The sequence below is a fragment of the Sphingomonas fuzhouensis genome, assembly GCF_034659795.1.
GTDB lineage: Bacteria > Pseudomonadota > Alphaproteobacteria > Sphingomonadales > Sphingomonadaceae > Sphingomonas > Sphingomonas fuzhouensis.
In genome coordinates this window covers 73591-99788 of record NZ_JAXSQY010000007.1, presented here as the reverse complement: position 1 = coordinate 99788, position 26198 = coordinate 73591, and the positions used below count along the sequence as shown (strand labels likewise).

Here is a 26198-nt window from a genome sequence, read left to right as displayed (position 1 = left end):
GACAGGATGGTGACGCCATTTTAACGGCTTTGGCCGCAAGCCGTGGGATGAAAGCCACAATGGATTTTGCCAGAACGGTCACACCATGACCGACACCCTGACCGAAGCGCTCGACGAGGACGCCGCCTGGGCCGCCTTCATCGCGCGCGACCGCGCCGCCGATGGCCGGTTCGTCGTCGGGGTGAAATCCACCGGCATCTATTGCCGCCCGAGCTGCGCGGCCCGGCGCCCCAAGCGCGAGCATGTCCGTTTTCTGGACAGTCCACAGGCAGCGCGCGCGGCGGGATTTCGCGCCTGCCTACGCTGCCTGCCCGATGACGTGACGCGCGATCGGCAGGCGGTGGCGGCGGCGATCGCCCTGATCGACGCGGCGGAGGCCCCGCCCCCGCTCGACACGCTGGCGGCGGAGGTTGGCTATGCCCCGCATCATTTCCACCGGCTGTTCAAGCGCGCCACCGGCGTGACGCCCGCCGCCTATGCGCGCGCCCGGCGCACCGCCCGCGCCGCACAGGCGCTGGCCGCCGAACCGAGCGTCACCGCCGCACTCTATGGGGCGGGCTATGCCGCGCCCAGCCGCTTCTATGCGGATAGCGACCGGCGACTGGGCATGGCGCCGGGACAATGGCGGCGCGGCGGCGAAGGGGTGGTGATTGCATGGACGGTCGTGCCCTCGCCGCTGGGCGCGCTGTTGGTGGCGATGACCGAACGGGGGCTGGCGCGGGTCGCGTTCGAGGGAGACGAGCGGGCACTGACCCAGACCCTGCCCGCCGCCGACATCCGCCCTGCCGACGAAGCCATGCGCCACCATATCGCCCGGATCGTCGCCGCCACCGACGCCCCCGACCCGCTTCTGGCCGCGCCCGCCCGGCGCATCGCCTTTATCGAAGCGGTGTCATGCGCGCTGCTGTCATGGTCAGGAACCTGACAGCGCCGATCCCGTCATGGCGGGCGGTTTCGAAGCGCCCGGAACGGCCCCCGCTATTCCGCCTGGCCACCGGACGACGCATTGGCCAGCGCCGCCTTCACCTCGTCCGGCTTGCCGCTGTCGAGCAGCGTCAGCAGCGTCGCCGCCGGATTGTCGGACGGCATATGCGGATCATAGGCGAGCGGACGCAGCGTGCGCTTGGCCTGATCGATCTGCCCCGCCGAAATCTGTTGGCTGGCGAGCGTGAAGCGCAGCCCCTTGTCCTGCGGCACCAGTTCGAAGGCGCGTTCCAGCCCCTGCACCGCCGATTCGCGCGGACGCTCGTCGGCCATGACGAAGCTGCGGTAGAAGACGGCGAGCGGTTCGGCCGCATTGGGATCGGCACGATTGGCGCGCACGATCCAGCTGCGCGCCTCGCTCCAGCGGGCCGGGTCCTTGCTTGATGGCTGGGCGGCCCGGCGCAGATGGATCAGGCCCTTGTAGAGCAGCGCCTGCTGCGACGTGGGCGCGACCGCCAGCGCGCGGTCGGCCGCCGCCTCGGCCGCCTGATCCTGACCCGCATCCCTGATCCTGACCCGCATCATAGGCCATTTCGGCGAACCAGCCCTGCGCGACGGCGTCCTGCGGATAGGCAGCGGCCGCCGCCGATGCGCGCGCATAGACCTCGCCCGCCGTCTTGCGATCGACGCCGCGATCCGATTGCATGCGGAACGGGATCATCGCCTGCTCGCCCGCGCTCAGCACGCGCACCGACACCTCGGCCTTGGGCAGCCGTTCGAAGCGGATCAGGAAGCCCGGAATCTTGTTCTGGCTGAGATAGCGCTCCAGCTCTCGGTCGAGCTGTTTCAGCGATCCGAACGCCTCGTTGCCCGCTGCGATGCTGGGCGTGCCGTTGTTCAGCAGGGTGAGATAGCGGTTGAACTTGGCCACCCGCGCGGCATCGAACATCAGATAATGGGTGAGCAGCCAGCCCCGGCCATAAACCTGTTCGGTTTCCATATCGCTCAGCTTGCGCCGCGACGAATCGAACAGCGTCTCGATGGGCAGCTTGCTCGCCGCGAGCAGGCCATAGGCGCGGTGCTGCGCTGCGACGCCGAGCATGATCCCGTCGCGCTCGAACCGGGCGGTGCCGACGAACTCGGCCGCGCCCTCCGAATACCAGGCGGGATAGGCGACCTGCGCATTGCCGATCAGAAAATGATGGGCATATTCGTGGAACAACACCTGCTGCGGCTGCAGGGCATTGGCCCCCTCTCCGTCGCCGCGCATCGGGGTGAAGGCGACCGAACCCGACACGCGCCCGTCGTAGAAACCGGCGATATGGTCGCCGCCCTTGCCATAGAGCCGCCGCACCGCCGCCACGGTCGGCAGGACATAGACGGTGACGGGGTTGCTCTCCTGCCCCTCCACCTCGGGCTTGTGGTAGAGATAGCGCATCGCGCCGTCGAACTGTTCGAGCCGCACCGCCATCGCGCGGATCGCATCCTCCGACATGTTGCCGTAGAGGATGAAATGCTTGGCGCGTGCCTCGCGCCACTCCGCCTCGGCCGGTGCCGCCGCCCCCAGCGCCACCATGATCGTCATCAGCGCGGCCGCCATCCGGCGACGGGCGCGCATCCCCCCCTTGGTCATCTCCGGCCCTCCCAAGCCGCATCGGTCAGGCCGGTTATGTCGTCGAAACGATAGCAGAGGCGCAAGCCCCTCCATGCGCGTCCATGGGGATCAGCGGCCTGAACGGCAGCTATAGACCAGTTTCTCATTGGGCAGCGGCGGTAGCTGCTGGCGGATCTGGGCCTGTTCGCCCTCCAGATTCTGGAGCGCCCTGTCGGTCTTCACACAGGCCTTGGGCGTGCTGGGCTGATGCAGCTTGCGGATCGCGTCCATCGTCGCGGCGGGCAGCATATAGCGGGTCTGGGTATAGGTGCGCGTGACGGGGTCGAAACGGGCGACGGTCACGGTCGGCTCTTCCTCGGGCACGATGATCCGCTGCCAGCCGCCCTCGCTCTCCAGATACTGGACATGGCCATCGGCACAGCCATTGGTGCCCCAGTCCAGCCGGGTCTCGGCGGTGGAGGAGACCGTAATCCGGCTGCGGTCGGGGATCAGCGTGCAGATCATCGGCCCGATCGCGGCACCGGGGGCGGTGGGGCCGGGCGTCGTTGCCCCCATAGCCATCGCCATCGTCTCGCGCGGCAATTTGATCTCGGCCGAGGGGCGCAGCAGGAAGACGACCACCGCCGCGATGATCGCCACGCCGCCTGCGGACACGGTCCAGATCGCCGCGCGCCGGGCGCCGCGCGATTCCAGCAGTCCGGCCCCGCCGACCGCCAGCGCACCGCCGACCAGCAGCAACGCCGCGATCGCCATCACATTCTCGCGCAGCCGCTCGCCCTCGGCGCGTGCGGCGTTCAGCGCTTCCTCGCGACGCAGGGCGGCGGCATTGGCTGCCTCGCGCTTGGCGGCGGCGGCATCGGCGACGGCGCGGGCATCCGCCGCGCTATCCTCGCGCAGCCGCTCCTCGATCGAGGTGCAGGGCACGCCGACCGCGATATAAGGTTGTTTGGCGGCGCGCAGGAACGCCATCAGCTCGGTATCGGCGATCGCGAAGCCGAAGGTCGAATCGCCGTCATCGGCACGGGTCAGCGCGGAGTTGACCCCGATCACCCGCCCACACGGATCGAGCAGCGGCCCGCCCGAATTGCCCCGCGCGATGCTGGCGGTGTGGAGCAGCACCTCGATGCCCGTCAGCGCCCGGCGGCCCGACGCCACCCCCTGCGACCGGACCGGCGACAGCGGGCGGATATAGTCCGCCGCCGACTGCGCCGTCGCCAGATCGACATTGCCCGGATAGCCGAGCGCGATGACCTGATCCCCCTCGGTCACGGGGCCGGTGAAGAGCGCGACGGGCGGCAGCTTGGCCTCGCTCACCTCGATCAGCGCCAGGTCGCGGCGCGCGTCATAGGCGATGACCCGGCCCTGATAGGATTTGCTGCCCTCCGAGGGTACGACACCGATCACGACATTGTCGGGATAGCGCTCGGCCAGTTCGACGACATGCGCGTTGGTCACGATCCGGTTGGGTGCGACCGCAAAGCCCGAGCCATGGCCGAAGCCCGCCACCTGATCGTCGACCATCGCGATGGTGACGACCCGCACGACCCCGCGCGCGGTCGCGGCGATGTCGTCCGCCCGCGCCCGCGTGGGCGACAGTCCGACCAGGGTCAGGAGGACGACAAGGACGAACCGGCTGAACATCGAGACAGGGCCATATCCCGCCCATTCCGTCCCCCGCAACCGCCATCGATTAGGCATATGGTAAATCTTCGCATTTAGGGACGGAGGCCGATGCCATGGGGAATGTCGGGATGAATGCCTTCGGTCGCCGTCAGGGTTTGGGAAGTGCGGCGGGGGGTCGCCCGGCCTTCGGCGTCGCGCGGCCGATGCACGGCCCCGGCCCCGTTACCGGCTCCGTTGCTGGCCCCAACCCCGATTCGCCCGCCACCGGTGGCGCACAATTTCCGCCGCTGAGCGCCCTGGAGGGGGCCGCGCCCGCGCCACCCGGCACCGCCGCCGACGCCATGCAGCGCCTGGCCGAACGCCAGTCCGCCTCGATCGATCCGACGCCGGCGCGCGGCGAGGGATTCGAGGCGTCGATCCACCGGATCAAGGAACAGGTCCTCCCCCGCCTGCTCGAACGCGTCGACCCCGAGGCCGCCGCGACCCTGGGCAAGGACGAGCTGGCCGAGGAATTCCGCCCGATCATCGGCGAGGTGCTGGCCGAACTGAAGCTGACGCTGAACCGGCGCGAGCAGTTCGCGCTGGAAAAGGTGCTGGTCGACGAGCTGCTGGGCCTGGGCCCGCTCGAGGAATTGCTGGCCGATACCGACATCACCGACATCATGGTCAACGGCCCCGAGCAGACCTATGTCGAGCGCAAGGGGCGGCTGGAACTCGCCGCCGTGCGCTTTCGCGACGAGGAGCATCTGTTCCAGGTCGCGCAGCGGATCGTCAATTCGGTCGGCCGCCGCGTCGACCAGACCACGCCGCTGGCCGATGCGCGCCTGAAGGATGGCAGCCGCGTCAACGTGATCGTGCCGCCGCTGTCGCTTCGCGGCACCGCCATCTCGATCCGCAAATTCTCCGCCAAGCCGATCACGCTCGACATGATGGCCAGCGGCGGCTCGATGAGCCAGGACATGGCGACGCTGTTGAAGATCGCGGGCGCGTCGCGGTTCAACATCGTGATCTCGGGCGGCACCGGCTCGGGCAAGACGACGATGCTGAATGCGCTGTCCAAGATGATCGATCCGGGCGAGCGCGTGCTGACCATCGAGGACGCCGCCGAACTCCGCCTGCAGCAGCCGCACTGGCTGCCGCTGGAAACCCGCCCCGCCAATCTGGAGGGCCAGGGCGAGATCAGCATCCGCGACCTCGTCAAGAATGCGCTGCGTATGCGGCCGGACCGGATCATCCTGGGCGAAATTCGCGGCGCCGAGTGTTTCGACATGCTGGCCGCGATGAACACCGGCCATGACGGGTCGATGTGTACGCTCCACTCCAATTCCCCGCGCGAGGCGCTGGCCCGCATGGAGAATATGGTGATGATGTCGGACATCAAGGTGCCCAAGGAGGCGATCAGCCGCCAGATCGCCGACTCGGTCGACATGGTCATCCAGGTCAAGCGCCTGCGCGACGGCAGCCGCCGCGTGACCAACATCACCGAGGTCATCGGCATGGAAGGCCCAGTGATCGTGACGCAGGAGTTGTTCAGCTTCGAATATCTGGACGAAGGCACCGACGGCAAGATCATCGGCGAATATCGCTCGGCGGGCCTGCGCCCCTATACGCTGGACAAGGCCAAGCAGTTCGGTTTCGACAAGGCGCTGCTGGAGGCGTGTCTGTAAGGAATCGGCATGACGTCACCCTTCCCGCCATGTTTCCGATCCTGCGCACGCCACCTCGCGCGCAGCCTCCCGTTCGGTTAGGCGTTGGGGCGTGATGCGTTCGCTGCTCTATTTCGCCCCCATTCCCCTGTTGCTGACCGCCGCGATGATGGCCCCTGCCGCCCATCGCGACCCCAAGCCTGTCCCCGCGCAGGAGGATGTCGTCGCCGCCGCCGCGCGCGATCCGGGAGTCTCGACGCTCGCCGCCGATGCCGAGGATCGCTGGATTCCGTTTCAGCTGACGCCCGGCAACCAAATCCGCTTCGCCATGACCATCGACGGACAGAAAGTCACGGCGATCCTCGACACCGGGGTCAGCTTCACCCTGTTGTCGCAAAGCTCGCCCGTCGCGGCCAAGGCCAAGGTCCGCCCCGGTGGCGAGGCCAGCGCGATCGGTGGGGCGGTGGCGATCGGATGGATGCCGACCCGCACCCTCTCGCTGGGCGGGCTGACCCGCAAGGGCGGCGGCGTGGTGGTCGCGCCGCTGCCTGCGCTGGCGACGGGCGACGCGACGCCCGTCGACCTGCTGGTCGGGCGCGACGTGCTGGCCCCCCATGCGCTCGATATCGATTATGCCGCCAAGCGGTTTCGGCTGATCCCGTCGGGACGCATGCCCTTTACCGGCGCCACCGCGCCGCTGACCGTCTCGACCCAGCGGCGGGTCTATGAAAGCGTGGTCGGCCTGGGCGCGGCGCGACTGTCGCCGATCATCGTCGATACCGGCGACGGGTCCGCGCTGACCGTGACGCAGGCCGGATGGCGCGCGGCCCGGCTGACCGCGCTGCCGACCACCACCGCGATCGGCTTCGGTTTGGCGGGGCCGACCGTCAACGATCTGGCGATCGCGCCGACCGTACGGCTGGGCACACTGACCGCGCATGAGGTGGAGGTGCGGATCGAGCCGCCCCAGGGCTTCAGCGAATCGGTGGGCGCGGCCGGGCGGATCGGGTCTGGCTTCCTGCAACGCTATCGCGTGCTGCTCGACCCCGGCGCGGGGCGGATGATCCTGAAGCCCGGCCCCCATGCCGATGCGCCCGCCCAGCGATCGACCGCGGGCCTGTTGATGGGCGTCGCGGGCGATCGCCTGCGCGTGCTCCACGTCATGCGCGGCGGCCCGGCGGCGGCAAGCGGCTGGCGCGAGGGCGACACGATCTGCGCCATCGACGGACAGGCCATTCCCCGCGACTATGTCGACAGTCCGATCGCCCGCTGGACGGTGGGCAAGCCGGGCACGATCGTCCATTTGCGCACCTGTGACGGACAGGACCGGGCGCTGACGCTCAAGCGCTTCTACTGACGCCGCTTCCCCCATTCTCGCGCGGCGGTATAGCCCAGATAGCCGGTGCCGAAGAGCGCATAGAGCGGCTCGGGGATGGCGTTCAGATATTGCGCCATCCCCCGCACCATCGCCGCCGCCATGGCGGGTCGCACCCCCGCCAGCAGCCCCATCGGAATGCTCCACAGCAGCAATGCGTACATGACATAGAGGAAGGACGGTCGCGCCCGGCGGGTCCAGGCATCGGCGCTATCCGTGCCGCTCATGACAGCCGGTCCGCCAGCCAGCCATAGAGAAACGCCTCATTGGCGGGGCGCCGCTCGGCCAGCGTCAGATAGCGTTCGCCCTGCAACGCCTCGACCGCCTTCAGCAGCACGACCTCGCCCGCAGGGCCACGGTGACGCAGAAAGGCATCGAGTGCAGCCAGCGTCGCCGCGCCGATTTGCCCATCCGCCGCCAGATCGGGATAGTCGCGCGCGCCCCGATTCAGGGCGTTGAGCGCGCGTTGCAGGAACGCCGCCGCCACTGCGGGCCCCATATTGACGCCGGTATCGAACAGCTCTTCCGCCAGTCGCGGCGCGCGGATTGCCACCCGGTCGAAGCCGGGCGCGGTCCAGTAGAGCCGGTGATAGATCGCCTCGGCCCGCGCCAGTGGCAGGCGGCGCATCGGCCCGGTATAGCCGTCCGCCCGCGCCACCGCCTCGGTGATACCGAACCGCGTCGCGCCGCCGCGATCGGCGGGGTGATCGCTATAATCCCCCTCGCGCGCGATGACCTGCGCGATCAGCGCCTCGACCTGTACCTGCCCCATGTCGCTCTCCCCCGTTGACGGGAAAGCATGAACCATATCGGTTCGTTGTAGGACAGCGCTTTTTGGCATTCCTCCCCTTGCAGGGGAGGAATAATGGCTTCAGTCCAACACCGTGCGCGCCAGCGCCAGCGTGCCGAGCGGTCCGGCCTGGTCGCCCAGTTGCGCATGGACGATCCGGTTGGCGACCTCGGCGGTGGTGACGAAGGGCAGATAGCCCGACAGCTTCTCGACCGTCGCGCTGCGGATCATGTCGAGCAACTGCGGCTGGCCGACGCCGACGCCGCCGCCGATCACGATCCGACCGCATGCCAGCGTCAGGAACAGCCCGGCAAAGCTCTCCGCCAGCGCATCGGCGACGAACGCCCAGGCGGGATCGTCCGCCGCCAGCTCCTGCGCGGGCCGACCGGTGCGCGCGGCGATGGCGGGGCCGGCGACCAGCCCTTCCAGGCAGTCGCCATGGAACGGACAGGCCCCCGCAAAATCGTCACCCGCCACCCGGCGGACACGGACATGGCCAGCCTCGGGGTGCATCCGCCCCGAAACCGGCTGACCGTTGACGATAATTCCCATGCCGACGCCGGTGCCGACCGTGACATAGACATGGTCGGACAGGCCACGCGCCGCCCCCCATTGCCCCTCGGCCAGCGCCGCGCCGGTGACGTCGGTATGGATCGCGACCCGCTCGCCAAAGCCTTCGCCCAGCGCGCCGACCACGTCCGCGCCCGCCCAGCCGGGCTTGGGCGTGGCCAGCATATGACCGTAATCCATGCCGGTCTTGTCGAGCGCGATCGGGCCGAAGCTGCCGATGCCGAGCGCCTCGGGCTGATATTGCTCGCGCCATTCGGCCAGACGCTGACGCAGCGCAGCCAGAGTGATGGCGGGGGTAGTGGTCGGCAGGCGTTCGGACACCAGGATGTCGCGGCCACGCCCGATCAGCACGATCGATTTCGTGCCCCCCAGTTCGACCCCTGCGACAATCCGATCCTGTGCCTCGGTCATTCCATTCTCCCGCCAGTCGCTTTGCTTGATCGCAGCGCGCCTGCGCGAAACCGCGCGTCGCGGTCAAGGGGCGCGCCGCAAAAAGACCGGCGGGAGGAAAGGAGTGGCGGCGATCAGAAAATCGGCTGGGCGACCAAGGCCGCTTCGCGCTGGCAGGCGGCGGCATCGGGGCGCGGTGTCGCGGGGTTGCGGCGCAGCGCATCGACTTCGGCCCGCGCGGCGGCGAGGTCGCGCTGGAAGGCCGGGTTTTGCGACAGCGCGGTCAGCGTCACCGTCGCCGACAGCCGCCCCGCCTCCACCGCGCTGGCATTGTGCACGCCACAGACGATCCGGCTTTCACCGAATGCACGCCCACGCGCCAGGATCGGCGTCGCGCGGTCGGGCGCGATCTCGGCCAGCAGCATCGCCCAAGTCCAGCCCGCCGTGGTGTGGCCCGACGGATAGTCATAGCTGCCCTTCAGTTCGCTCGCAGGTTGGCAGATCGGCCCGCGATCGATCAGATAGGGCCGCTGCCGCTTGTAATAATTCTTGGCGATGCCCGATCCGCGCGCGGTGTCCGACCCCGCGCCGTCAATCAGCCGCATCGTCGCGGGCGCGTTCTGCGGGGTCAGGTCGATCCCCAACGCGCAGGAAAAGTCGCGCGCCATGTCCGCATCGTCCAGCTTCACGTCATTGGTCGCCATCGCCCAGCGCGGGCTGCCGACGAACCTGCGCGTCTGGCGAAAGATCGCCCGGTCGGCCCGTCCGCGTGCATCGTCGGGCTTGGGCGCGGGCGGCAGCACCGCGAGCAGGTCGAACCCGTGAGCGGGCAGATAATGCGACGGCTCATCCCCTTCGCGCGCATCCGCCACGACGGCGGTGCAGGCGGCCCCGATCAGGACCGCGACGATGGTGCGGACGACGGCTTTCGACATGGACGCATTCTCCTCGTTTACAGAGACAGTAATCGGTGCAGATTGGTGGCGCGCAGATTGGCGATGTGCGCGACCGCCAGCGTCAGGCCGCCTGCCACGGTCAGCGCGGTTCCCGCCATCTGCCCCTCGAAGGCCAGCCCGACGATCAGCAGGATCAGGCCAACGGCGCCCACCAATACCGGCAGACCCGCGCGATGCCGCCGCCATCCGCCGATCAGCGTCAGTCCGCTGAGCGGCACGGCGATCACCAGCATCACGATATGGAAGGTCTCGCCCAGATCGGCCCATTCGGCGATGGCGGGCAGGAACGCGATCAGCACCGGCAAGAGCAGGCAATGGATCAGGCAGAGGGTCGAGGCGGAGATCGCCAGCGCGTCCATATGCCAGTGTCGGCCAAGATCGCCGCCGGATGCGCCGTCGGCCATGGGGGTTTCGTCGATCATGAATGCCATCGTCCCATCAGGCCCCCTTGGCGCCCCTTTGATACTTTGTATCATTGCTGACAAGCCTTAAGTCGCCGCCCCTTACATTCGTATTCCGTATAATATAACGTGAGCCATCAACGAAGAGATGGAGGACAGGATGAAGACAGGCACCGGGCTATGGTTGAGCGCGAGCATGTCCGTCCTGATCGCCAGCGGCGCGGTGGCGCAGGGCGCGCCTGCCCCCACCCGTCCCGATTGGGAAAATCCCGCCGTCAATCATATCGGCGCGGAACCGATGCACACGACCTTTGCCGGGTTCGAGTCGCGCGCCGCCGCGCTGGGTAACGACACGGCGAAGTCGCGCTATCACCTGTCGCTCGACGGGATGTGGAAAGTACACATGTCGCCCAATCCCGAGGCGCGGCCGGTCGGCTTCGAGGACCCGGCCCGCGACGTCTCGACCTGGCGCACGGTGGCGGTGCCCGGCATCCTCCAGGCGCAGGGCTTGAGCCGCCCGGTCTTTGTCGGCAGCGGCTATCCGTTTCCCCGCAACGAACCGTTCATCGAGCATCGGTTGAACGAGGTCGCCTCCTATCGCCGCGATTTCACGGTGCCCGCCTATTTCGCCGGACGCCGCCTGCTCCTGAACATCGGTGCGGCGGGTGCGGCCTATTATCTCTGGGTCAACGGCCAGAAGATCGGCTATTCCGAGGACTCCAAGCTCCCGACCGAGTTCGACATCAGCCGCGCCGCCAGACCAGGCAGGAACACCATCGCGATCGAACTCTATCGCCATGCGGACGGCAGCTATCTGGAGGATCAGGATTTCTGGCGGGTCAACGGGATCGAGCGATCGATCACCCTGTACGCCGCGCCACAGACGCATATCCGCGACCTGCAAATCGACGCCGGGCTGACCCATGACTATCGCGACGGCACGCTGTCGGCTGAGGTCGATCTGGCGGGGGCGGCGCAGGCGACCAGCGTTCGCGCGACGCTGCTCGACGGCAAGCGGACGGTGCTGACCCGGACCGCGAGACCGACCGGCACCAGCGCGACGATCACCGCCGAGGTGCCGGGCGTGAAGACGTGGAGCGCGGAAGACCCGAACCTCTACACGCTGCTGATCGAACTGCTCGACAACAAGGGCAAGCTGATCGAGGCGACCAGCCGCCGCATTGGCTTCCGCACCGTCGAGGTGGCGGGCGGCGAGGTCCGGGTGAACGGCAAGCGGATCATGATCCGCGGCGTCAACCGCCACGAGCATGATCCGCACACCTTCCGCATCGTGTCCGAAGAGACGATGCGCAAGGACATCGAACTGATGAAGGCCGCCAATATCAACGCGGTGCGCACCTCGCACTATCCCAATGATCCGCGCTGGTACGACCTGGCCGACGAGTACGGCCTGTATGTGATGGACGAGGCCAATATCGAGAGCCACGGCTATCTCAGCCTTACCCAGGAGAAGGGCGATCCCACCCTGAACCTGGGCCACAAGCCCGAGTGGGCCGCCGCGCATCTCGACCGGGTGCAGCGCATGGTCGAGCGGGATCGCAACCACCCCTCGGTCATCTTCTGGTCGCTGGGCAATGAAAGCGGCGTCGGCCCCAATTTCGAGGCGGCGGCCAAATGGGTTCGCGACCATGACAAGACCCGGCTCATCAACTTCCTCGGCTACAGCATGAGCGGGTGGCGACACCCGACCAATTCGTATGTCGACATCTTCGCACCGATGTATGACGATGTGGAGAAACTGGCCGACTATGCCCAGCGGCCCGAATTCACCCAGCCGCTGATCCTGTGCGAATATGCCCATGCGATGGGCAACAGCCTGGGCGACTTCCAGGGCTATTGGGACGTGTTCCGCAAATATCCCAAGCTGCAGGGCGGCTTCGTCTGGGACTGGGTCGACCAGACGATGATCCTGAAGGACAAGCAGGGCCGCCCCTATTGGGGACAGGGCCTGGACTATGATCCAAATCGTGGAGATGACGGGCTGCACGGCGACGACAGCCCGGTCGGCGACGGCGTGATCCAGTCGGACCGCACCCCCGACCCCGAATATTATGAGATGGCGCATGTCCAGTCGCCGATCACCTTCACCCATGACGGCGGCGGCTGGCAGGTGGTCAACCGCCACGACCATATCGACCTGTCGCGCTTCACGCTGGACTGGGCCGTGCTGGAAAATGGCGTCGAGACGGCGCGCGGCAGCATCGCCACCCCGCCCGTGGCGGCCGGAGCCAGCGCGCCCCTCGCCTTCACCCTGCCCCCCGCCAAGGACGCCACCGCCGAACGCTCGCTGATCCTGCGCGCGCGAACCAGGGCAGGCGCGATCCCGCCGCTGCCCGCGGGCCAGGTCATCGGCTGGGAGCAGTTCGCGCTCACCGCCCCCGTCTTCGCCGCCGTCCCCGCCGGATCGGTCGCGCCCGAGGAAAGCGCCGATGCGATGACGCTGAAGGCTGGAAATGCGGTGCTGGCCATCGACCGCACGACCGGCCTCGTCCGCCGCTATGCCCGTGACGGCAAGATTCTGCTGACCGGCGGCGCGCCCAATTTCATGCGCGCGCCGACCGACAATGACGTGGGCGCGGGTGTGCCCAAGAGCCATGCGATGTGGCAATATTTCTCCGACCACCGCCGCCTCGACGATATCCGGCGGGAGGGCGATGCGATCGTGGTGGATCACGACATGGGCGTCGGATCGGTCAAGATGCAGACCCGCTGGACCATGGCACCGGACGGCGCGGCGACCGCGACGGTGCGCTTTACCCCGCTGCGCATGACGCTGCCCGATCCGCTCCGCGTCGGTCTCGCCTTCGCGACGCCGGGGCAGCAATTCACCCAGGTCAGCTGGTTCGGGCGCGGCCCGTGGGAAAGCTATGCCGACCGCAAGACCGGCGCGCTCATCGCCCGCTGGGACGGCAAGCTTGCCGACCAGTATCACGACTATGCCCGGCCGCAGGAGAGCGGCAACAAGACCGATGTCCGCTGGATTCAACTGACCGGCACCGGCGTCGGCCTGCGCGTGACCGGCGCGCAACCGCTGTCGGTCAACGCCCTGCCCTTCCCCTATGGCGACCTCGCGATGAAACCGCCCGCGCAGGCGCATAGTTCGGACATCCGCCCGCATGGCGACGGCACGCTGCTGATCGATGCCGCACAGGCTGGGGTCGGCGGCGATACCGGCTGGAATCTCGATGGCCGGGCGCACATGCCCTATCGCATCACGCTCCAGCCGCTGACCTATAGCTTCACCATCGGAGCCGCGCGTTGAAGCGATTGTTCACCCTTGCCCTGTTGCTGACCACCACCCCGGTCGCGGCGCAGTCGGTGCCCGACCGGATCGCCCAGTCGCTGGCGCTTCGCGAGCAATGGCAATGGCTGACCCGCGATATTGCCTTTCCGGCCGAGTGGGACGCCGATGGGTGGCATTTCCATTATCGCAAGACGGTGGCGGGCGGCTTCGCCTTCATCGATGTCGACGCCGCAACCCGCACGAAAGCCGCCGCCTTCGACGCCGCCGCACTGGCGCCCGCGCTGGCCAAGGTGACGGGCCAGGCCGTCGCGCCGATGCGCCTGCCCTTCGAGCATTTCAGCTACACGCCCGACCGTTCGGCGATCCGCTTCTCGATCGGCTATGACGACACCGTCTATCGCTGCACCCTGGTTCAGCCGGTCTGCGCGATCATCCCGCCGGAAAACCCCAGCCGCCCGCGCGGTTTCGGCGTGGTGCGCGACCTGCGCGTGCCTGCCGACAATCACCCGCGACTGTCACCCGACGGCAGGCTGGAGGCGCTGGTCCTCGACGACAATCTGGTCGTGCGGGCGGCGAAGGACGGCAAGGAGGTCTGGCGCTCTCAGGACGGCAGCCCCGCCAATTTCTACGATCCCGAAACCATCGCCTGGAGCCCGGACGGCCAGCATATCGCGCTCCAGCGCGTCCGTCCCGGCTATGCCCGCATGGTCACCCGCGTCCTCGCCGCGCCGCCGGGCAAGGTCCAGCCAGAGGTCGTCCAGCAACTCTACCCCAAGCCGGGCGATGCGGTGGACCAGGAAGCGCCCGTCCTGTTCCGCATTTCGGACGGCCAGCGAACCGAGATCGACCCGAGCCTTTTCGCGGGCGCCTATACGCTCTCCGCCCCCGAATGGCGTGCCGACGGCAAAAGCTTCGCCTTCAACGACCTGAAGCGCGGTTTCGGCGAGACGAAGATCATCGCGGTCGATGCCGATACCGGCCAAGCCCACGCCGCCGTCACCGAGACGACGAAGACCTTCGTCTTTCGCGACCGTATCTGGTCGCATGACGTGAAGGGGTTGGGCCGCGAAATCCTCTGGGCATCGGAGCGCGACGGCTGGCGGCATCTCTATCTGATCGACGGCGCGACCGGCCGGATCGTGCGCCAGATCACCAAGGGCAACTGGCTGGTCCGCGACATTGCCAAGGTCGACGACGACAAGCGGCAGATCTGGTTCTCGGCCAGCGGCTTCGTGCCGGGCGAAGACCCCTATTACAAGCAGTGGTTCCGGGTCGATTTCGACGGCCGCAACCTGACCCGGCTGACGCGCGAGAATGCGACGCACGAGGTCCGCTTCTCCCCCGATATGACGACCTATGTCGACGTCTTCTCGCGCACCGACCTGCCCGAAACCATGGAACTGCACGACGCGCGCGACGGCCATCTGATCCAGACGCTGGAAAAGGGCGACATCACGGCGCTGACCGCCGCCGGATTCCGCCCGCCCGAACGCTTCACCGCCAAGGGCCGCGACGGCAAGACCGACATTTACGGCCTGGTCGTCCGCCCGCGCGATTACGATCCCGCCAAGCGCTATCCGGTGATCGAGAATATCTACGCCGGACCGCACGACAGTTTCGTGCCCAAGGCCTTCTGGCCGTTCGGCGCTTTCTCCGGCGGCGACAAGGTCATGGGCATGCAGCAGCTTGCCGATCTCGGCTTCGTCGTCGTGATGATCGACGGCATGGGCACCGCCAACCGCTCGAAAGCCTTTCACGACGTCGCCTGGAAGAATCTGGCCGATAGCGGCTTTCCCGACCGAATCGCCTGGATGAAGGCACTGGCGGCCAAGGACCCCGGCGTCGATATCTCCCGCGTCGGCATCTATGGCGGCTCGGCGGGCGGGCAGAGCACGCTGAACGCGCTGCTCTTCCACCCCGATTTCTACAAGGCCGGGGTCGCCTATGCCGGGTGTTTCGACAACCGCATGGACAAGATCGACTGGAACGAACAGTGGCTCGGCTATCCGGTCGACCAGAGCTATCTCGATGCCTCGGGCGTGGTCCATGCGCACCAGCTCCAGGGCAAGCTGATGCTGGTCGTCGGCGAACAGGATTCCAATGTCGACCCCGCCAGCACGACTCAGGTGGTCGATGCGCTCATCAAGGCGGACAAGGATTTCGACCTGCTGGTCATTCCCGGCGGGGAGCATACGGCAGGCCGCAGCACCGGGCCGGTGGCCTATGCCATGCGGCGGCAATATGCCTTTTTCCTGAAGGCGTTGCGCGGGGAGGAGTAGGTCAACACTCATTCCTCCCCTGTAAGGGGAGGGGGACCATGCGCAGCATGGTGGTGGGGTGTCCCGCTCTCGATAGGGTGACACCCCTCCGTCAGGCCTTCGGCCTGCCACCTCCCCTTGCAGGGGAGGAATTATGGGAACCCCTTACTTCTTCCGCTTGAAATCCACCGCGACGACATTGCTGCCGTCCTCGACCGGCTTTGCCACCGGTTCGTCATTTTCGGCCGAGCCGTGCGGATCGGGATCGCTCTGGGGATCGTCGGCGACGTGGAAGCCCAGCTCGAACTGCACTTCCGGGTCCTGGAAGCGGGTGATTGCCGAATAGGGAATCACCAGCTTGGACGGCACCTGGTTGAAGCTGAGGCCGACCGAGAAGCGATTCTCGTCCACCGTCAGGTCCCAGAAGCGATTCTGCAGGACGATGGTCATCTCGTCCGGGAATCGCTCGACCAGCCGCTGCGGGATGTCGACACCCGGCGCCTGTGTCTTGAACGTGATGTAGAAATGGTGCGTGCCGGGCAGGTGCCCCGTCTCCGCCACCGGGCCGAGCACACGCCCCACCACGGCGCGCAGGGCCTCCTGCACGATGTCGTCATAGGGGATGAGGCTGTCGGGCAATCCTTCGGTCATGCGCCATGGACTAGCGGCCTTTGATCGCGGGTCAAGATTGCATGGGACGGATAGGTGTTTATGGGGATGCCATGCGCACCGCCACCGTCCACCGCGCCACCGCGGAAACCGTCATCGACGTCACCGTCAATCTCGACGGCACCGGCGTCTATCAGAACGCCACCGGCATCGGGTTTCTCGACCATATGCTCGACCAGCTGTCGCGGCATTCGCTGATCGACCTGTCGGTCAAGGTTCAGGGCGACCTGCATATCGACGGGCATCACACCACCGAGGACAGCGCGCTGGCGATCGGACAGGCCTTTGCCAAGGCGCTGGGCGACAAGCGCGGCATCCGCCGCTACGGCGAAGCGCTGTCGCCGATGGACGAGGTGCTGACCCGTACCGCGCTCGACATTTCGGGGCGACCCTGGCTGGTGTGGAAGGTGCCGTTCACCAATCCCATGCTGGGCACGCTCCAGACCGAGATGATCGAGCACTGGTTCCACAGCTTCGCGCAGGAAGCGGGGATCACGCTCCATGTCGAGCTGCTGCACGGCCACAACAACCATCACATCGCCGAGAGCATCTTCAAGGGCCTCGCCCGCGCCCTTCGCATGGCGGTCGAGATCGACCCGCGCAAGGCGGACGCGATCCCTTCGACCAAGGGCATGTTGTGACGCTGGCGCTGATCGACATCGAGTCGGGCAATCTCCACTCGGTCGACAATGCCCTGCGTGCGGCGGGGGCGAGCGATGTCGTCATCACCGCCGACCCGGACGTTATCGCCAAGGCCGACCGGATCGTGTTGCCGGGCGTCGGCGCCTTCGGGGCGTGCGCGGCGAATCTGCGCGCGGTCGACGGGCTGGAAGAGGCGCTGCGCGACGCCGCCCTCACCCGTGCGCGGCCCTTCCTGGGCATTTGCGTCGGCATGCAGCTGCTCGCCGAGACAAGCGAGGAAATGGGCGAGCATCGCGGGCTGGGCTGGATTCCCGGCCGAGTCGCGCGGCTAACCCCCAACGATCTTTCGGCGAAGGTGCCGCATATGGGTTGGAACGATGTCCGCCCGACGCGCGAGCATCCGTTGATCGTGCCGGGCGAAGCCTATTTCCTGCACAGCTACGCCTTTACCGGCGAGCATGTGCTGGCGACCACCGACCATGCCGGTCCCGTCACCGCCGCGATCGGCCGCGACACGGTGGTCGGCGCGCAATTCCATCCCGAGAAGAGCCAGCGTTATGGCCTCTCCTTCCTCACCCGTTTCCTGGAGTGGCACCCGTGAGCCTGATCGTCTTCCCCGCCATCGACCTCAAGGGCGGTCAGGTCGTGCGTCTCGCCGAGGGCGATATGGACCGCGCCACCGTGTACGGTGACGATCCCACCCATCAGGCGATGCTCTTTGCCGAAGCGGGGGCGCAGCATTTGCACGTCGTCGACCTCGACGGCGCGTTCGCGGGCGAGTCGGTCAATGGCGAGGCGGTGCAGGCCATCGTCAAAGCCTTTCCCGGCCATGTCCAGCTGGGCGGCGGCATCCGTAAAGCAGAGAATGTCGAGCGCTGGTTAGACCTGGGCGTGTCGCGCGTCGTGATCGGCACGGCGGCGCTGGAAAATCCCGACTTCGTGCGCGACATGGCGAAGGCCTATCCCGGCGGCATCGTCGTCGCGGTCGATGCCAAGGACGGCATGGTCGCCACGCGCGGCTGGGCCGATGTGTCGACCGTGTCGGTCGAGGACCTGGCGCGCCGGTTTGAGGATGCGGGCGTGGCCTCACTGCTCTTTACCGACGTGGGCCGCGACGGGATGCTGAAGGGCTGCAATGTGCCCGCGACCGTCGATCTGGCGCGGGCGGTGCGGATTCCGGTCATCGCCAGCGGCGGCGTCGCGGGGATCGGCGACATCCATATGCTGGCGCTCCATCATCAGGACGGGGTCGAAGGCGTCATCACCGGCCGGGCGCTCTATGACGGGCGGCTGGATCTGGCGGCGGCGCTGTCGGTGGCGGCGGCCGCATGACCGTCCGCGCGCGCGTCATCCCCTGCCTCGACGTTGCCAATGGCCGGGTGGTCAAGGGCGTCAACTTCGTCGACCTGATCGATGCGGGCGATCCGGTCGAACAGGCGCGCGCCTATGACGCGGCGGGCGCGGACGAACTCTGTTTCCTCGACATCACCGCCAGCCATGAGGCGCGCGGGACCATCCTGGACGTGGTGCGGCGGACGGCGGCGGTATGCTTCATGCCGCTGACCGTGGGCGGCGGGGTGCGCACGGCGGAGGATGCGCGCGCGCTGCTGCTGGCGGGGGCGGACAAGGTCGCGGTCAACTCCGCCGCCGTCAGCCGCCCGGAGGTCGTCTCCGACATCGCCGAGCGATTCGGCAGCCAGTGCTGCGTCGCCAGCGTCGACGCGCGGCGCACTAGCGGTGGCTGGGAGGTGTTCACCCATGGCGGGCGGCGCGCGACCGGGATCGACGCGGTCGAACACGCGCTGCGGCTGGCGGACCTGGGCGCGGGCGAGTTGCTGGTCACCTCGATGGACCGCGACGGGACACGGGGCGGCTATGACCTCGACCTGATCCGCACCATCGCCGACCGGACCAGCGTGCCGGTGGTGGCGTCGGGCGGCGTCGGCGGGCTGGACGATCTGGTCGCGGGGGTTCGCGACGGCCATGCTTCGGCGGTGCTGGCGGCGTCGATCTTCCACTTCGGCGATGCGTCGATCGCGGATGCGCATCGCGCGCTGGCGGCAGCGGGGGTGCCGGTTCGGGCGCATTGATTTTCGCGCGAAGCCGCTAAGCCGCAAAGATTTTTTGTTCGCGCGGAGGCGCGGAGATTCTGGTTGTGGGGTTGGCGATTGGCCTTCCACACGGCCTTCGCAGGTCTTCCGCTCGCCACCCGCCCTGCCTTCCATTCACGCCGAGCGAAGTCGAAGCGCACGCCTGGCGCTCTGCCAGTTGGCGGGGTTATCCCTTGGCCTTCGACTTCGCCCAGGCTGAACGGGGGGTTGAATAGTCTGCCCCATCGATCGGAAGACGCTCACCGCCTGATGGTGAAGGCCAGCGCCCGCCCGAAAACAAAACTCTCCGCGCCTCCGCGCGAATCAAAAAATCTTCGCGTCCTCGTGTCTTCGCGTGAACCAAATCCCCCGGATGACCCACGCCCGGACCGCTGCTAAACTCCCCTCATGCCCCTCGCCGTCATGACCGCCGCCAATGGCCACACCGATGTCATCACCCCGCGCACCCATCCGGAGCTGTCGGACATCGCGCTGTTCGTCTTTGCGATCGCGGCGATCTGGCTGCTGCGCAACCTGATGCGCCGTCGTAACCGCAAGGATTGACGCCGCCCGCCGCCTGCGCCACCCACGCCGTCATGGACATGCTCGACCGCCTCGAAGCCACGATCCGCGCGCGCCGGGACGAAGGCGACGCCGCCACCTCCTATGCCGCCAGCCTGTTCGCCAAGGGCCGCCCCAAAATCGCGCAGAAGCTGGGCGAGGAAGCGGTGGAAACCGTGATCGCCGCCATGGCGCAGCCCGACAAGATCGTGTCCGAGGCCGCCGACCTGATGTTCCACCTGATCGTGCTGCTGACCGATAGCGGCCACACGCTGGACGATGTTCGCGCCGAACTGGCCCGGCGCGAAGGCGTGTCGGGGCATGAGGAAAAGGCCGCGCGGCCCCGCTAAACTGACGGAGAGTTTCGATGCCGATCGACGCCACGCTGCCCTATGACGACCAGAATATCTTCGCGAAGATCCTGCGCGACGAAATCCCGTCGAAGCGGGTGTATGAGGATGACTGGGCGATCGCCTTCCACGACATCGCTCCCCACGCGCCGACCCATATCCTGGTGATCCCGCGCGGACCCTATGTGTCGTGGGACGATTTCTCGGCCCGCGCCAGCGAGGCGGAGATTGCCGGGTTCGTCCGCGCGATCGGCCATGTCGCGCGCGAGGCGGGCGCGGTCGAGCCGGGATACCGACTGCTGGCGAATATCGGACCGGATGCAGGACAGGAAGTGCCGCATCTCCACGTCCATATCCTGGCGGGCAGGCCGCTCGGCCCGATGCTCGCGCGCTGACATAGCGGCCAAGCGCGCCCCTTCCGCCTGCGGGAGGGGCTTAAAGAAGAGCGAGGAATCTCCCCTTTCCCCTCCCCATACCGCATCCCGCGCACCTTAGGGATTGCGCGTAATAAAATTGCAGCTAACTTCCCCGACCATTCACCAAACACCGGGCGCGCCCTTGATCGGGCCCGCCTTCCCTCGGGGGGATTGGACATTCATGATTTTCGGGCGCGTTAAGCCTCTGGACGCCATTTTGGCGACCGCCGAGAAGAAGGGGCTGCAACGATCGCTAGGCGCGTTCCAGCTCACCATGCTGGGTATCGGCGCCGTCATCGGCACGGGCATCTTCGTTCTCACCTCCGAAGCCGCGCAAAAGGCGGGGCCGGGGATGATGCTGTCCTTCGTGCTGGCGGGCTTCGTCTGCGCGGTCGCGGCGCTGTGCTATTCCGAACTGGCGTCGATGGTGCCGGTCGCGGGGTCGGCCTATACCTATACCTATGCGGTCATGGGCGAGCTGCTCGCCTGGATGGTCGGCTGGGCGCTGATCCTGGAATATGCGGTCGGCGCGTCGGCCGTCGCGGTCGGCTGGTCGGGCTATGTCGTCGGGCAGATCCGCAATCTGCTGGGCATCGACATACCGATGGAATGGGTCAACGGCCCCTCCTCGGGTGGCTATATCAACCTGCCCGCCGTCATCATCTCGCTGCTGGTCACCTGGCTGCTCGTCGTCGGCACGACCGAGAGCGCGCGCGTCAACGCGATCCTGGTCGGCATCAAGGTCGCCGCCCTCACCCTGTTCATCGCGCTGTCGGTGCCGGTGATGAACGGTGCGCATTTCGAGCCGTTCATGCCCACCGGCCTGACCGGCGTCGCGGGGGCCGCCGCCTCGATCTTCTTCGCCTATGTCGGCTTCGACGCCGTTTCGACCGCGGCCGAGGAGACCAAGAACCCGCAGCGCAACGTGCCGATCGGCCTGATCGCGTCGCTGCTGTTCTGCACCGTCTTCTATCTGCTGGTGTCGGCGGGTGCCATCGGCTCGCCGCTGGGCGCGCAGCCGGTGCGCGACGCCGCCGGTGTCGTCCTGTCGCCGGGCACGTCCGAACTGGCCGCGCAGTGCAAGGCGATCGTCGCCAGCGGCGCGCCCGAGCCGCTGTCCTGCTCGCGCGAGGCGCTGGCGCACGTCCTGCGCACCCTGGGCTGGGAAAAGATCGGCAATCTGATCGGCCTGGCCGCGACGCTGGCGCTGCCCTCCGTCGTCCTCATGATGATGTTCGGCCAGACCCGCGTGTTCTTCACCATGGCACGTGACGGCCTGCTGCCCGAAAAGCTCGCCTCGGTGCATCCGCGTTATCGCACGCCGCATGTCGTGACGATCGTGACCGGCATCGCCGCGACCATCGCCTCGGCCTTCCTGCCGGTGGGCAAGCTGGCGGACTATTCCAACTCGGGCACGCTGTTCGCCTTCTTCATGGTGGCGTTGTCGGTGATGGTGCTGCGCAAGACGGACCCGACCCGCAAGCGTCCGTTCCGCACCCCCGCCGTGTATATCGTGGCGCCCGCCGCGATGCTCGGTTGCGCCTATCTGTATTTCTCGCTGCCGCTGGTCGCGATCCTGGTCCTGCCGGGCTGGGGTGCGGTGGGTCTGGCGATCTACTTCCTGTACAGCCGCAAGCGCAGCCATGTCGGGCGCGGCGTCATCGACGTGGTCGACGATCCCGCAATGCAGCCGGAAGTCGCCAAGCCGCTCGATCGCTGATCGGTTCGGCCAAGACGTGAAAAAGGGCCGGGGGAGCGATCCCCCGGCCCTTTTATTTTGGGGTCTTCGCCCCTCCACCATCCTTCGGATGGTCCCCCTCCCCAAGCACAGCTTGGGGAGGATTGCGCGGTCAGAGGCTGGCGGCCAGCGCCTTCAGGTCGACCTGGGGCCGCGCGCCGAAATGGCTGATGATCTCGGCGGCACAGGCCGCGCCCAGTGTCAGCGAGGCCTTCAGGTCCTGGCCATGGGTCTGGCCGTACAGGAAGCCCGAGGCGAACAGATCGCCCGCGCCCGTGGTGTCGACCACCTTGTCGACCGGATGGGCAGGGACGGTCACGCGCTCGTCCCCGCGCTGCGCCAGGGCGCCCTTTTCGGCGAGGGTGACGACCAGCGTCTCGACCTTGTCCTTCAGCGCGGCGATGGCGGCCTCGACATCCGCCGTCTCGGTCAGTGCGACGATCTCGGTTTCATTGGCGAAGATCACGTCGATCATGCCGCCGTCGATCAGCGCGTGGAAGTCGGCGCGGTGACGGTCGATCACGAACTCGGCCGAGGCAGTAAAGGCGATCTTGCGACCCGCTTCGCGCGCGACCTCGATCGCGGCGCGCATCGCGGCGCGCGGCTCTTCAGGGTCCCAGAGATAGCCCTCGATATACAGATACGCCGCATCCGCGATCAGCGCCTTGTCGAGCGCTTCGGCGGGCAAATAGTGCGACGCGCCCAGGAAGGTGTTCATCGTGCGCTGCCCATCGGGGCTGACGAAGATCATGCAGCGCGCGGTGGTCGGCTGGCCAGCGCGGGCGGGCGTGTCGAACCGGACGCCGGCGGAACGGATGTCATGGCTGAACACCTCGCCCAGCTGATCGTCGGCGACCTGGCCGATAAAGGCAGTCTTGCCGCCCAGCGCCGCCATGCCCGCCAGCGTGTTTGCGGCCGACCCACCCGAAATCTCGCGACCCGGGCCCATCTTGGCATAAAGCGCATCGGCTTCCTCGGGCGAGAAGACGAGCTGCATCGCCCCCTTGGTCATGCCGTTCTCGGCGATGAAATCATCCTCGGCAGAGGCCAGGATGTCGACGATCGCATTGCCGATCGCCACCACGTCATAAGTGGGGTTGGTCAAGGAAGAGGCTCCGGGAAAATAGCTGTGATGCCGCCGCCCTAGTCAGCACGCTATCCCCGCGCAAGGGAGCCGCCCGCCATGCCCCCCGGCGCATTGACTTCGCAACCCAGCCCGCGCCATCGAGGGGCCATGTTCCGCGCCTTTTTCCTGTCGCTGGCCCAGCTTGGCGATCCGGCGATCCGCCGGGTGCTGATCCGTTCGCTGGGCATGACGCTGGCGATTTTCGCGCTGGCGGGGATCGGCCTGTGGTGGGGCGTACGCGCGGCGCTGACCGACTGGCTGGGCGCGCAGGCAGGCGGCTGGTCGGTGGCCTTCACGCTGGTCGTCGAGCTGCTGGCGCTCTGGCTCGCCTTTCGCGCGGTCGCGGTCGCCGTGGTGGGCGTCTTTGCCGACGATATCGTCGCCGCCGTCGAGGCGCGGCATTATCCGGATGCGCTGGCCAGCGGCAGACCCGTGCCCTTCGCGCGCGGACTCGCCATGGGGCTGGGCTCTGCCGCGCGTGTCATCGCGGTCAACCTGATCCTGCTGCCGCTCTATATCGTCCTGCTGGCGACCGGCATCGGGACGGCGGCGGCGTTCCTGCTGGTCAATGGCTGGCTCTTGTCGCGCGACCTGGGCGACATGGTCGCGGCGCGGCATATGGACCGATCCGCCATGCGTCGCTGGCGCAAGGCGACCGGGCCTGGACGCTTCCTGTTGGGGCTTGCCGTCGCCACCCTGTTCGTGGTTCCGGGTCTCAATCTGCTCGCCCCCGTCCTGGGGGCGAGCATGGCGACCCATTTCTTCCATAGGAGACGTCCGGCTTGACCCGCATCTCTGCACTGCCGCTGCTCGCCCTGGTCGTGCTGGCAGGCTGTACCGTGCCACAGACCGCCGCGCCCGTTCGCAGCGGCGGCATGGCGCCGGTTCCGGTGCCCTATACCAGCGTCGGGCTGGAGCGGGTGATCGGGCAGGACGCCGCCGGGCTGACCAAGTTGTTCGGCGCCCCCGATGCCGATGTCCGCGAAGGGACGGCGCGCAAGTTGCAGTTTCAGGGACGGTTCTGCGTCCTCGACGCCTATCTCTATCCCAAGGACGGGGCCGAACCCCGCGTGACCTATCTCGACGCGCGCGAGCCCGACGGCAGTTCGATCGACCGGGCGAGCTGCGTCGCGGCGCTGACCCGGCGCGACGGCGGACGCTGATGCGGCCCGACCTGTGGTTCGCCTTTGTCGCGGCGACCCTGGTCATCGGGCTGATCCCCGGCCCCGGCGTCGCGGCGATCCTCGGCTATGCGATCGGGTCGGGGCGGCGAACCGCCTTCGCCTCGGTCGCAGGCCTGATGCTGGGCAATCTGGCCGCCTCCACCGCCAGCCTGCTCGGCATGGGGGCGGTGCTGGCGGCATCGTCCTTCCTGTTCGGATTACTCAAATGGGCAGGTGCCGCCTATCTGATTGCAATCGGGGTCATCGGGCTGTGGCGGGCGCGCCATGCGGATGCGGTGGCGATCCGCCCGCGCATGATCTCCGCCCGCGCCGCCTTTCTTGGCAATCTGGGCGTCGGCACCTTTCATCCCAAGACCATCCTGTTCCTGGCCGCCTTCGCGCCCCAGTTCATCGATCCGCAGCGTCCCTATTGGGCGCAGGTGCCGGTGCTGGTGGTGACCTTCGTCCTTACCCTCGCGCTGACCGATTCCGGCTATGCCTGGGCGGCCTCCAGCGCGGGCGGACTGCTGCGGTCCCCCCGCGCCCAGATCTGGGCGCAGCGGGCGGGCGGCGGCGCATTAATTTTCGCCGGGCTGGCCACGGCGGCGATCCGTCGCTGATCCAGATGATTTCAATCATTTAGGCACAGAAACGATGGGGCCTTGCGAGCCCATTGCGACATTTGTTCCACGCTTCGCTACAAAAAATGATGCGCTGCGGGAACAAATTTACGCGGCCATGCTTTTGCGCTATCGGGACGATGAACACCACCGCGTCTTGGCGGTCGTTCGCCATGGGAGAAAATATATGATGAAGTTCCTGTCTGCCGTCGCCGCTACGGCCCTGGTTGCTGCTCCGGTCGCCGCTGCGCCGACCAACCCGGCTGCCAGCCTGTCGGTTTCGAAGTCGGTCCGCGCCTCGGCTCCGACCGCCAAGGGCAACAAGCTCGCTGGCGGCGGCATCCTCGCTGCCCTGATCGCTGCTGGCGTCGTCGCCATCGGCGTTGTCGCGATCGTCAAGGACGACAGCGCGGACAGCAACTGATCGTCGCGGGCGGGGATTACCCCGCCCGGACCATCACCGCTCCGGCGGACGGAAAGGGAGCCGGTTTCGGCTCCCTTTTTTGTTGCCCGGTTTACGCGCCCCAGTCGGGGCCTTCGGGATCGGGAAAGAAATCATCCTCGGTCCGCTCAGGCAACGGCTCGGCCAGCTGCGGCAGGGTCGGCGCACCGCCCCCGAAGCGGACCCGGATATAGGCGACCGATCCCCTGATCCCCTGAAGGATCGCCTGTACCTCTTCGCCGCGTCGCATCCGCGCGCCCACCAAGGGCGCTCGCTCGGCGGAGAGATAGCCGACCTGGACGCCGCGCGCGCTGAACACCGCCACCGCGTTCGGATCGTGCCGATTGCGCGGTTCAGGCCGTAACGTGACCGGATCGCCCGCCGCCGAGGCCAGCAGTTCGAACCGCCGGTTGCTCCGCGCCTTGTCCTCGTTGGGAAAGTCGATCCCGACCACCGCCAGCGTCATTTCATCCATGTCGCTTAACTGGTTACGCGACACCGCGACGTCCAGAGCCCTCCCATTCATCGGCAATCCGGCTATGGTGCAATCATCCTGTCCCATTCGGAG

27 protein-coding genes are annotated in these 26198 nt (G+C 67.5%); 17 read left to right on the top strand and 10 right to left on the bottom strand.

Annotation, left to right across the window (positions count from 1 at the left end; translation table 11 throughout):
• The first annotated feature begins 85 nt into the window (after nucleotides 1-85).
• Entirely contained in the window at nucleotides 86-925 is an 840-nt protein-coding gene (locus U1H82_RS14930) for a bifunctional transcriptional activator/DNA repair enzyme AdaA (RefSeq protein ID WP_322965727.1), read from the top strand.
• Between the two features lie 171 nt (nucleotides 926-1096).
• On the opposite strand, the gene U1H82_RS14925 is transcribed toward U1H82_RS14930, so the two are convergent.
• A complete protein-coding gene (locus U1H82_RS14925; RefSeq protein ID WP_322965726.1) occupies nucleotides 1097-2557 on the bottom strand; it encodes a hypothetical protein in 1461 nt (486 codons plus the stop codon).
• 90 nt (nucleotides 2558-2647) lie between these two features.
• Nucleotides 2648-4180, bottom strand: coding sequence for a S1C family serine protease (locus U1H82_RS14920; RefSeq protein ID WP_322965725.1), 1533 nt, complete (start codon nucleotides 4178-4180; stop codon nucleotides 2648-2650).
• Between the two features lie 110 nt (nucleotides 4181-4290).
• Here U1H82_RS14920 and U1H82_RS14915 point away from each other — a divergent pair, with 110 nt between their 5' ends.
• Together U1H82_RS14915 and U1H82_RS14910 are read left to right on the top strand one after the other, a co-directional pair.
• A complete protein-coding gene (locus U1H82_RS14915; RefSeq protein WP_322965724.1) occupies nucleotides 4291-5829 on the top strand; it encodes a TadA family conjugal transfer-associated ATPase in 1539 nt (512 codons plus the stop codon).
• A gap of 94 nt (nucleotides 5830-5923) precedes the next feature.
• Entirely contained in the window at nucleotides 5924-7165 is a 1242-nt protein-coding gene (locus U1H82_RS14910; RefSeq protein ID WP_322965885.1) for an aspartyl protease family protein, read from the top strand.
• On the opposite strand, the gene U1H82_RS14905 is transcribed toward U1H82_RS14910, so the two are convergent.
• The 5 genes from U1H82_RS14905 to U1H82_RS14885 form a co-directional block, all read right to left on the bottom strand.
• Nucleotides 7159-7410, bottom strand: a complete 252-nt coding sequence (locus U1H82_RS14905) for a 3TM-type holin (RefSeq protein WP_322965723.1) — start codon at nucleotides 7408-7410, stop codon at nucleotides 7159-7161. The genes U1H82_RS14910 and U1H82_RS14905 overlap by 7 nt on opposite strands.
• Nucleotides 7407-7991: a glycoside hydrolase family 108 protein gene (locus tag U1H82_RS14900; protein ID WP_322965722.1), complete on the bottom strand. Its 585-nt coding sequence runs from the start codon at nucleotides 7989-7991 to the stop codon at nucleotides 7407-7409. Before U1H82_RS14900 ends, U1H82_RS14905 begins: the two co-directional genes overlap by 4 nt.
• Before the next feature lie 63 nt (nucleotides 7992-8054).
• Entirely contained in the window at nucleotides 8055-8954 is a 900-nt protein-coding gene (locus U1H82_RS14895; RefSeq protein WP_322965721.1) for an ROK family protein, read from the bottom strand.
• A gap of 113 nt (nucleotides 8955-9067) precedes the next feature.
• On the bottom strand, nucleotides 9068-9868 hold the full coding sequence (locus U1H82_RS14890) for an acid phosphatase (RefSeq protein WP_322965720.1): 801 nt from the start codon (nucleotides 9866-9868) through the stop codon (nucleotides 9068-9070).
• A gap of 17 nt (nucleotides 9869-9885) precedes the next feature.
• Nucleotides 9886-10311, bottom strand: a complete 426-nt coding sequence (locus U1H82_RS14885) for a MerC domain-containing protein (protein WP_322965719.1) — start codon at nucleotides 10309-10311, stop codon at nucleotides 9886-9888.
• A 139-nt stretch (nucleotides 10312-10450) separates the two neighbouring features.
• Here U1H82_RS14885 and U1H82_RS14880 point away from each other — a divergent pair, with 139 nt between their 5' ends.
• Both U1H82_RS14880 and U1H82_RS14875 read left to right on the top strand, forming a co-directional pair.
• Nucleotides 10451-13573 (top strand): glycoside hydrolase family 2 TIM barrel-domain containing protein, encoded by a 3123-nt coding sequence (locus U1H82_RS14880; RefSeq protein ID WP_322965718.1) that lies wholly within the window; start codon nucleotides 10451-10453, stop codon nucleotides 13571-13573.
• The gene (locus U1H82_RS14875; RefSeq protein ID WP_322965717.1) at nucleotides 13570-15834 is read left to right on the top strand and encodes a S9 family peptidase; all 2265 of its coding nucleotides are present in this window, start codon (nucleotides 13570-13572) and stop codon (nucleotides 15832-15834) included. The genes U1H82_RS14880 and U1H82_RS14875 overlap by 4 nt, the downstream gene beginning before the upstream one ends.
• A 144-nt stretch (nucleotides 15835-15978) precedes the next feature.
• On the opposite strand, the gene U1H82_RS14870 is transcribed toward U1H82_RS14875, so the two are convergent.
• Nucleotides 15979-16464 (bottom strand): SspB family protein, encoded by a 486-nt coding sequence (locus U1H82_RS14870; RefSeq protein ID WP_042486441.1) that lies wholly within the window; start codon nucleotides 16462-16464, stop codon nucleotides 15979-15981.
• A 71-nt stretch (nucleotides 16465-16535) separates the two neighbouring features.
• Between U1H82_RS14870 and hisB the strand changes: the two genes are divergently transcribed.
• The 8 genes from hisB (at nucleotide 16536) to U1H82_RS14830 (ending at nucleotide 22261) form a co-directional block, all read left to right on the top strand.
• Entirely contained in the window at nucleotides 16536-17123 is a 588-nt protein-coding gene (gene hisB, locus U1H82_RS14865) for an imidazoleglycerol-phosphate dehydratase HisB (RefSeq protein ID WP_058715329.1), read from the top strand.
• Nucleotides 17120-17725, top strand: coding sequence for an imidazole glycerol phosphate synthase subunit HisH (gene hisH / locus U1H82_RS14860; protein WP_322965716.1), 606 nt, complete (start codon nucleotides 17120-17122; stop codon nucleotides 17723-17725). Before hisB ends, hisH begins: the two co-directional genes overlap by 4 nt.
• On the top strand, nucleotides 17722-18456 hold the full coding sequence (gene hisA / locus U1H82_RS14855; RefSeq protein ID WP_322965715.1) for a 1-(5-phosphoribosyl)-5-[(5-phosphoribosylamino)methylideneamino]imidazole-4-carboxamide isomerase: 735 nt from the start codon (nucleotides 17722-17724) through the stop codon (nucleotides 18454-18456). The genes hisH and hisA overlap by 4 nt, the downstream gene beginning before the upstream one ends.
• Nucleotides 18453-19214 carry an imidazole glycerol phosphate synthase subunit HisF gene (gene hisF, locus U1H82_RS14850; protein WP_322965714.1) on the top strand — a complete coding sequence of 254 codons (762 nt, stop codon included), beginning with the start codon at nucleotides 18453-18455 and terminating at the stop codon, nucleotides 19212-19214. The genes hisA and hisF overlap by 4 nt, the downstream gene beginning before the upstream one ends.
• 408 nt (nucleotides 19215-19622) lie before the next feature.
• Complete coding sequence (locus U1H82_RS14845) at nucleotides 19623-19778, top strand: hypothetical protein (RefSeq protein WP_322965713.1); 156 nt, start codon at nucleotides 19623-19625, stop codon at nucleotides 19776-19778.
• 32 nt (nucleotides 19779-19810) lie between these two features.
• Complete coding sequence (locus U1H82_RS14840; RefSeq protein WP_322965884.1) at nucleotides 19811-20125, top strand: phosphoribosyl-ATP diphosphatase; 315 nt, start codon at nucleotides 19811-19813, stop codon at nucleotides 20123-20125.
• A gap of 17 nt (nucleotides 20126-20142) precedes the next feature.
• Entirely contained in the window at nucleotides 20143-20520 is a 378-nt protein-coding gene (locus U1H82_RS14835) for a histidine triad nucleotide-binding protein (protein ID WP_322965712.1), read from the top strand.
• A 202-nt stretch (nucleotides 20521-20722) separates the two neighbouring features.
• Nucleotides 20723-22261 (top strand): amino acid permease, encoded by a 1539-nt coding sequence (locus U1H82_RS14830; RefSeq protein WP_322965711.1) that lies wholly within the window; start codon nucleotides 20723-20725, stop codon nucleotides 22259-22261.
• A gap of 130 nt (nucleotides 22262-22391) precedes the next feature.
• On the opposite strand, the gene U1H82_RS14825 is transcribed toward U1H82_RS14830, so the two are convergent.
• The gene (locus U1H82_RS14825) at nucleotides 22392-23384 is read right to left on the bottom strand and encodes an adenosine kinase (protein WP_322965710.1); all 993 of its coding nucleotides are present in this window, start codon (nucleotides 23382-23384) and stop codon (nucleotides 22392-22394) included.
• 129 nt (nucleotides 23385-23513) lie between these two features.
• Between U1H82_RS14825 and U1H82_RS14820 the strand changes: the two genes are divergently transcribed.
• The 4 genes from U1H82_RS14820 (at nucleotide 23514) to U1H82_RS14805 (ending at nucleotide 25612) form a co-directional block, all read left to right on the top strand.
• Complete coding sequence (locus tag U1H82_RS14820; protein WP_322965709.1) at nucleotides 23514-24191, top strand: EI24 domain-containing protein; 678 nt, start codon at nucleotides 23514-23516, stop codon at nucleotides 24189-24191.
• A complete protein-coding gene (locus tag U1H82_RS14815) occupies nucleotides 24188-24568 on the top strand; it encodes a hypothetical protein (RefSeq protein ID WP_375339538.1) in 381 nt (126 codons plus the stop codon). Before U1H82_RS14820 ends, U1H82_RS14815 begins: the two co-directional genes overlap by 4 nt.
• Nucleotides 24568-25188, top strand: a complete 621-nt coding sequence (locus U1H82_RS14810; protein WP_322965708.1) for a LysE family translocator — start codon at nucleotides 24568-24570, stop codon at nucleotides 25186-25188. The genes U1H82_RS14815 and U1H82_RS14810 overlap by 1 nt, the downstream gene beginning before the upstream one ends.
• 187 nt (nucleotides 25189-25375) lie before the next feature.
• Nucleotides 25376-25612 carry a hypothetical protein gene (locus U1H82_RS14805; protein ID WP_183950469.1) on the top strand — a complete coding sequence of 79 codons (237 nt, stop codon included), beginning with the start codon at nucleotides 25376-25378 and terminating at the stop codon, nucleotides 25610-25612.
• A gap of 91 nt (nucleotides 25613-25703) precedes the next feature.
• Here the strand turns inward: U1H82_RS14805 and U1H82_RS14800 are convergent, their stop codons facing one another.
• The gene (locus U1H82_RS14800) at nucleotides 25704-26156 is read right to left on the bottom strand and encodes an HIRAN domain-containing protein (RefSeq protein ID WP_322965707.1); all 453 of its coding nucleotides are present in this window, start codon (nucleotides 26154-26156) and stop codon (nucleotides 25704-25706) included.
• Nucleotides 26157-26198: the final 42 nt, after the last annotated feature.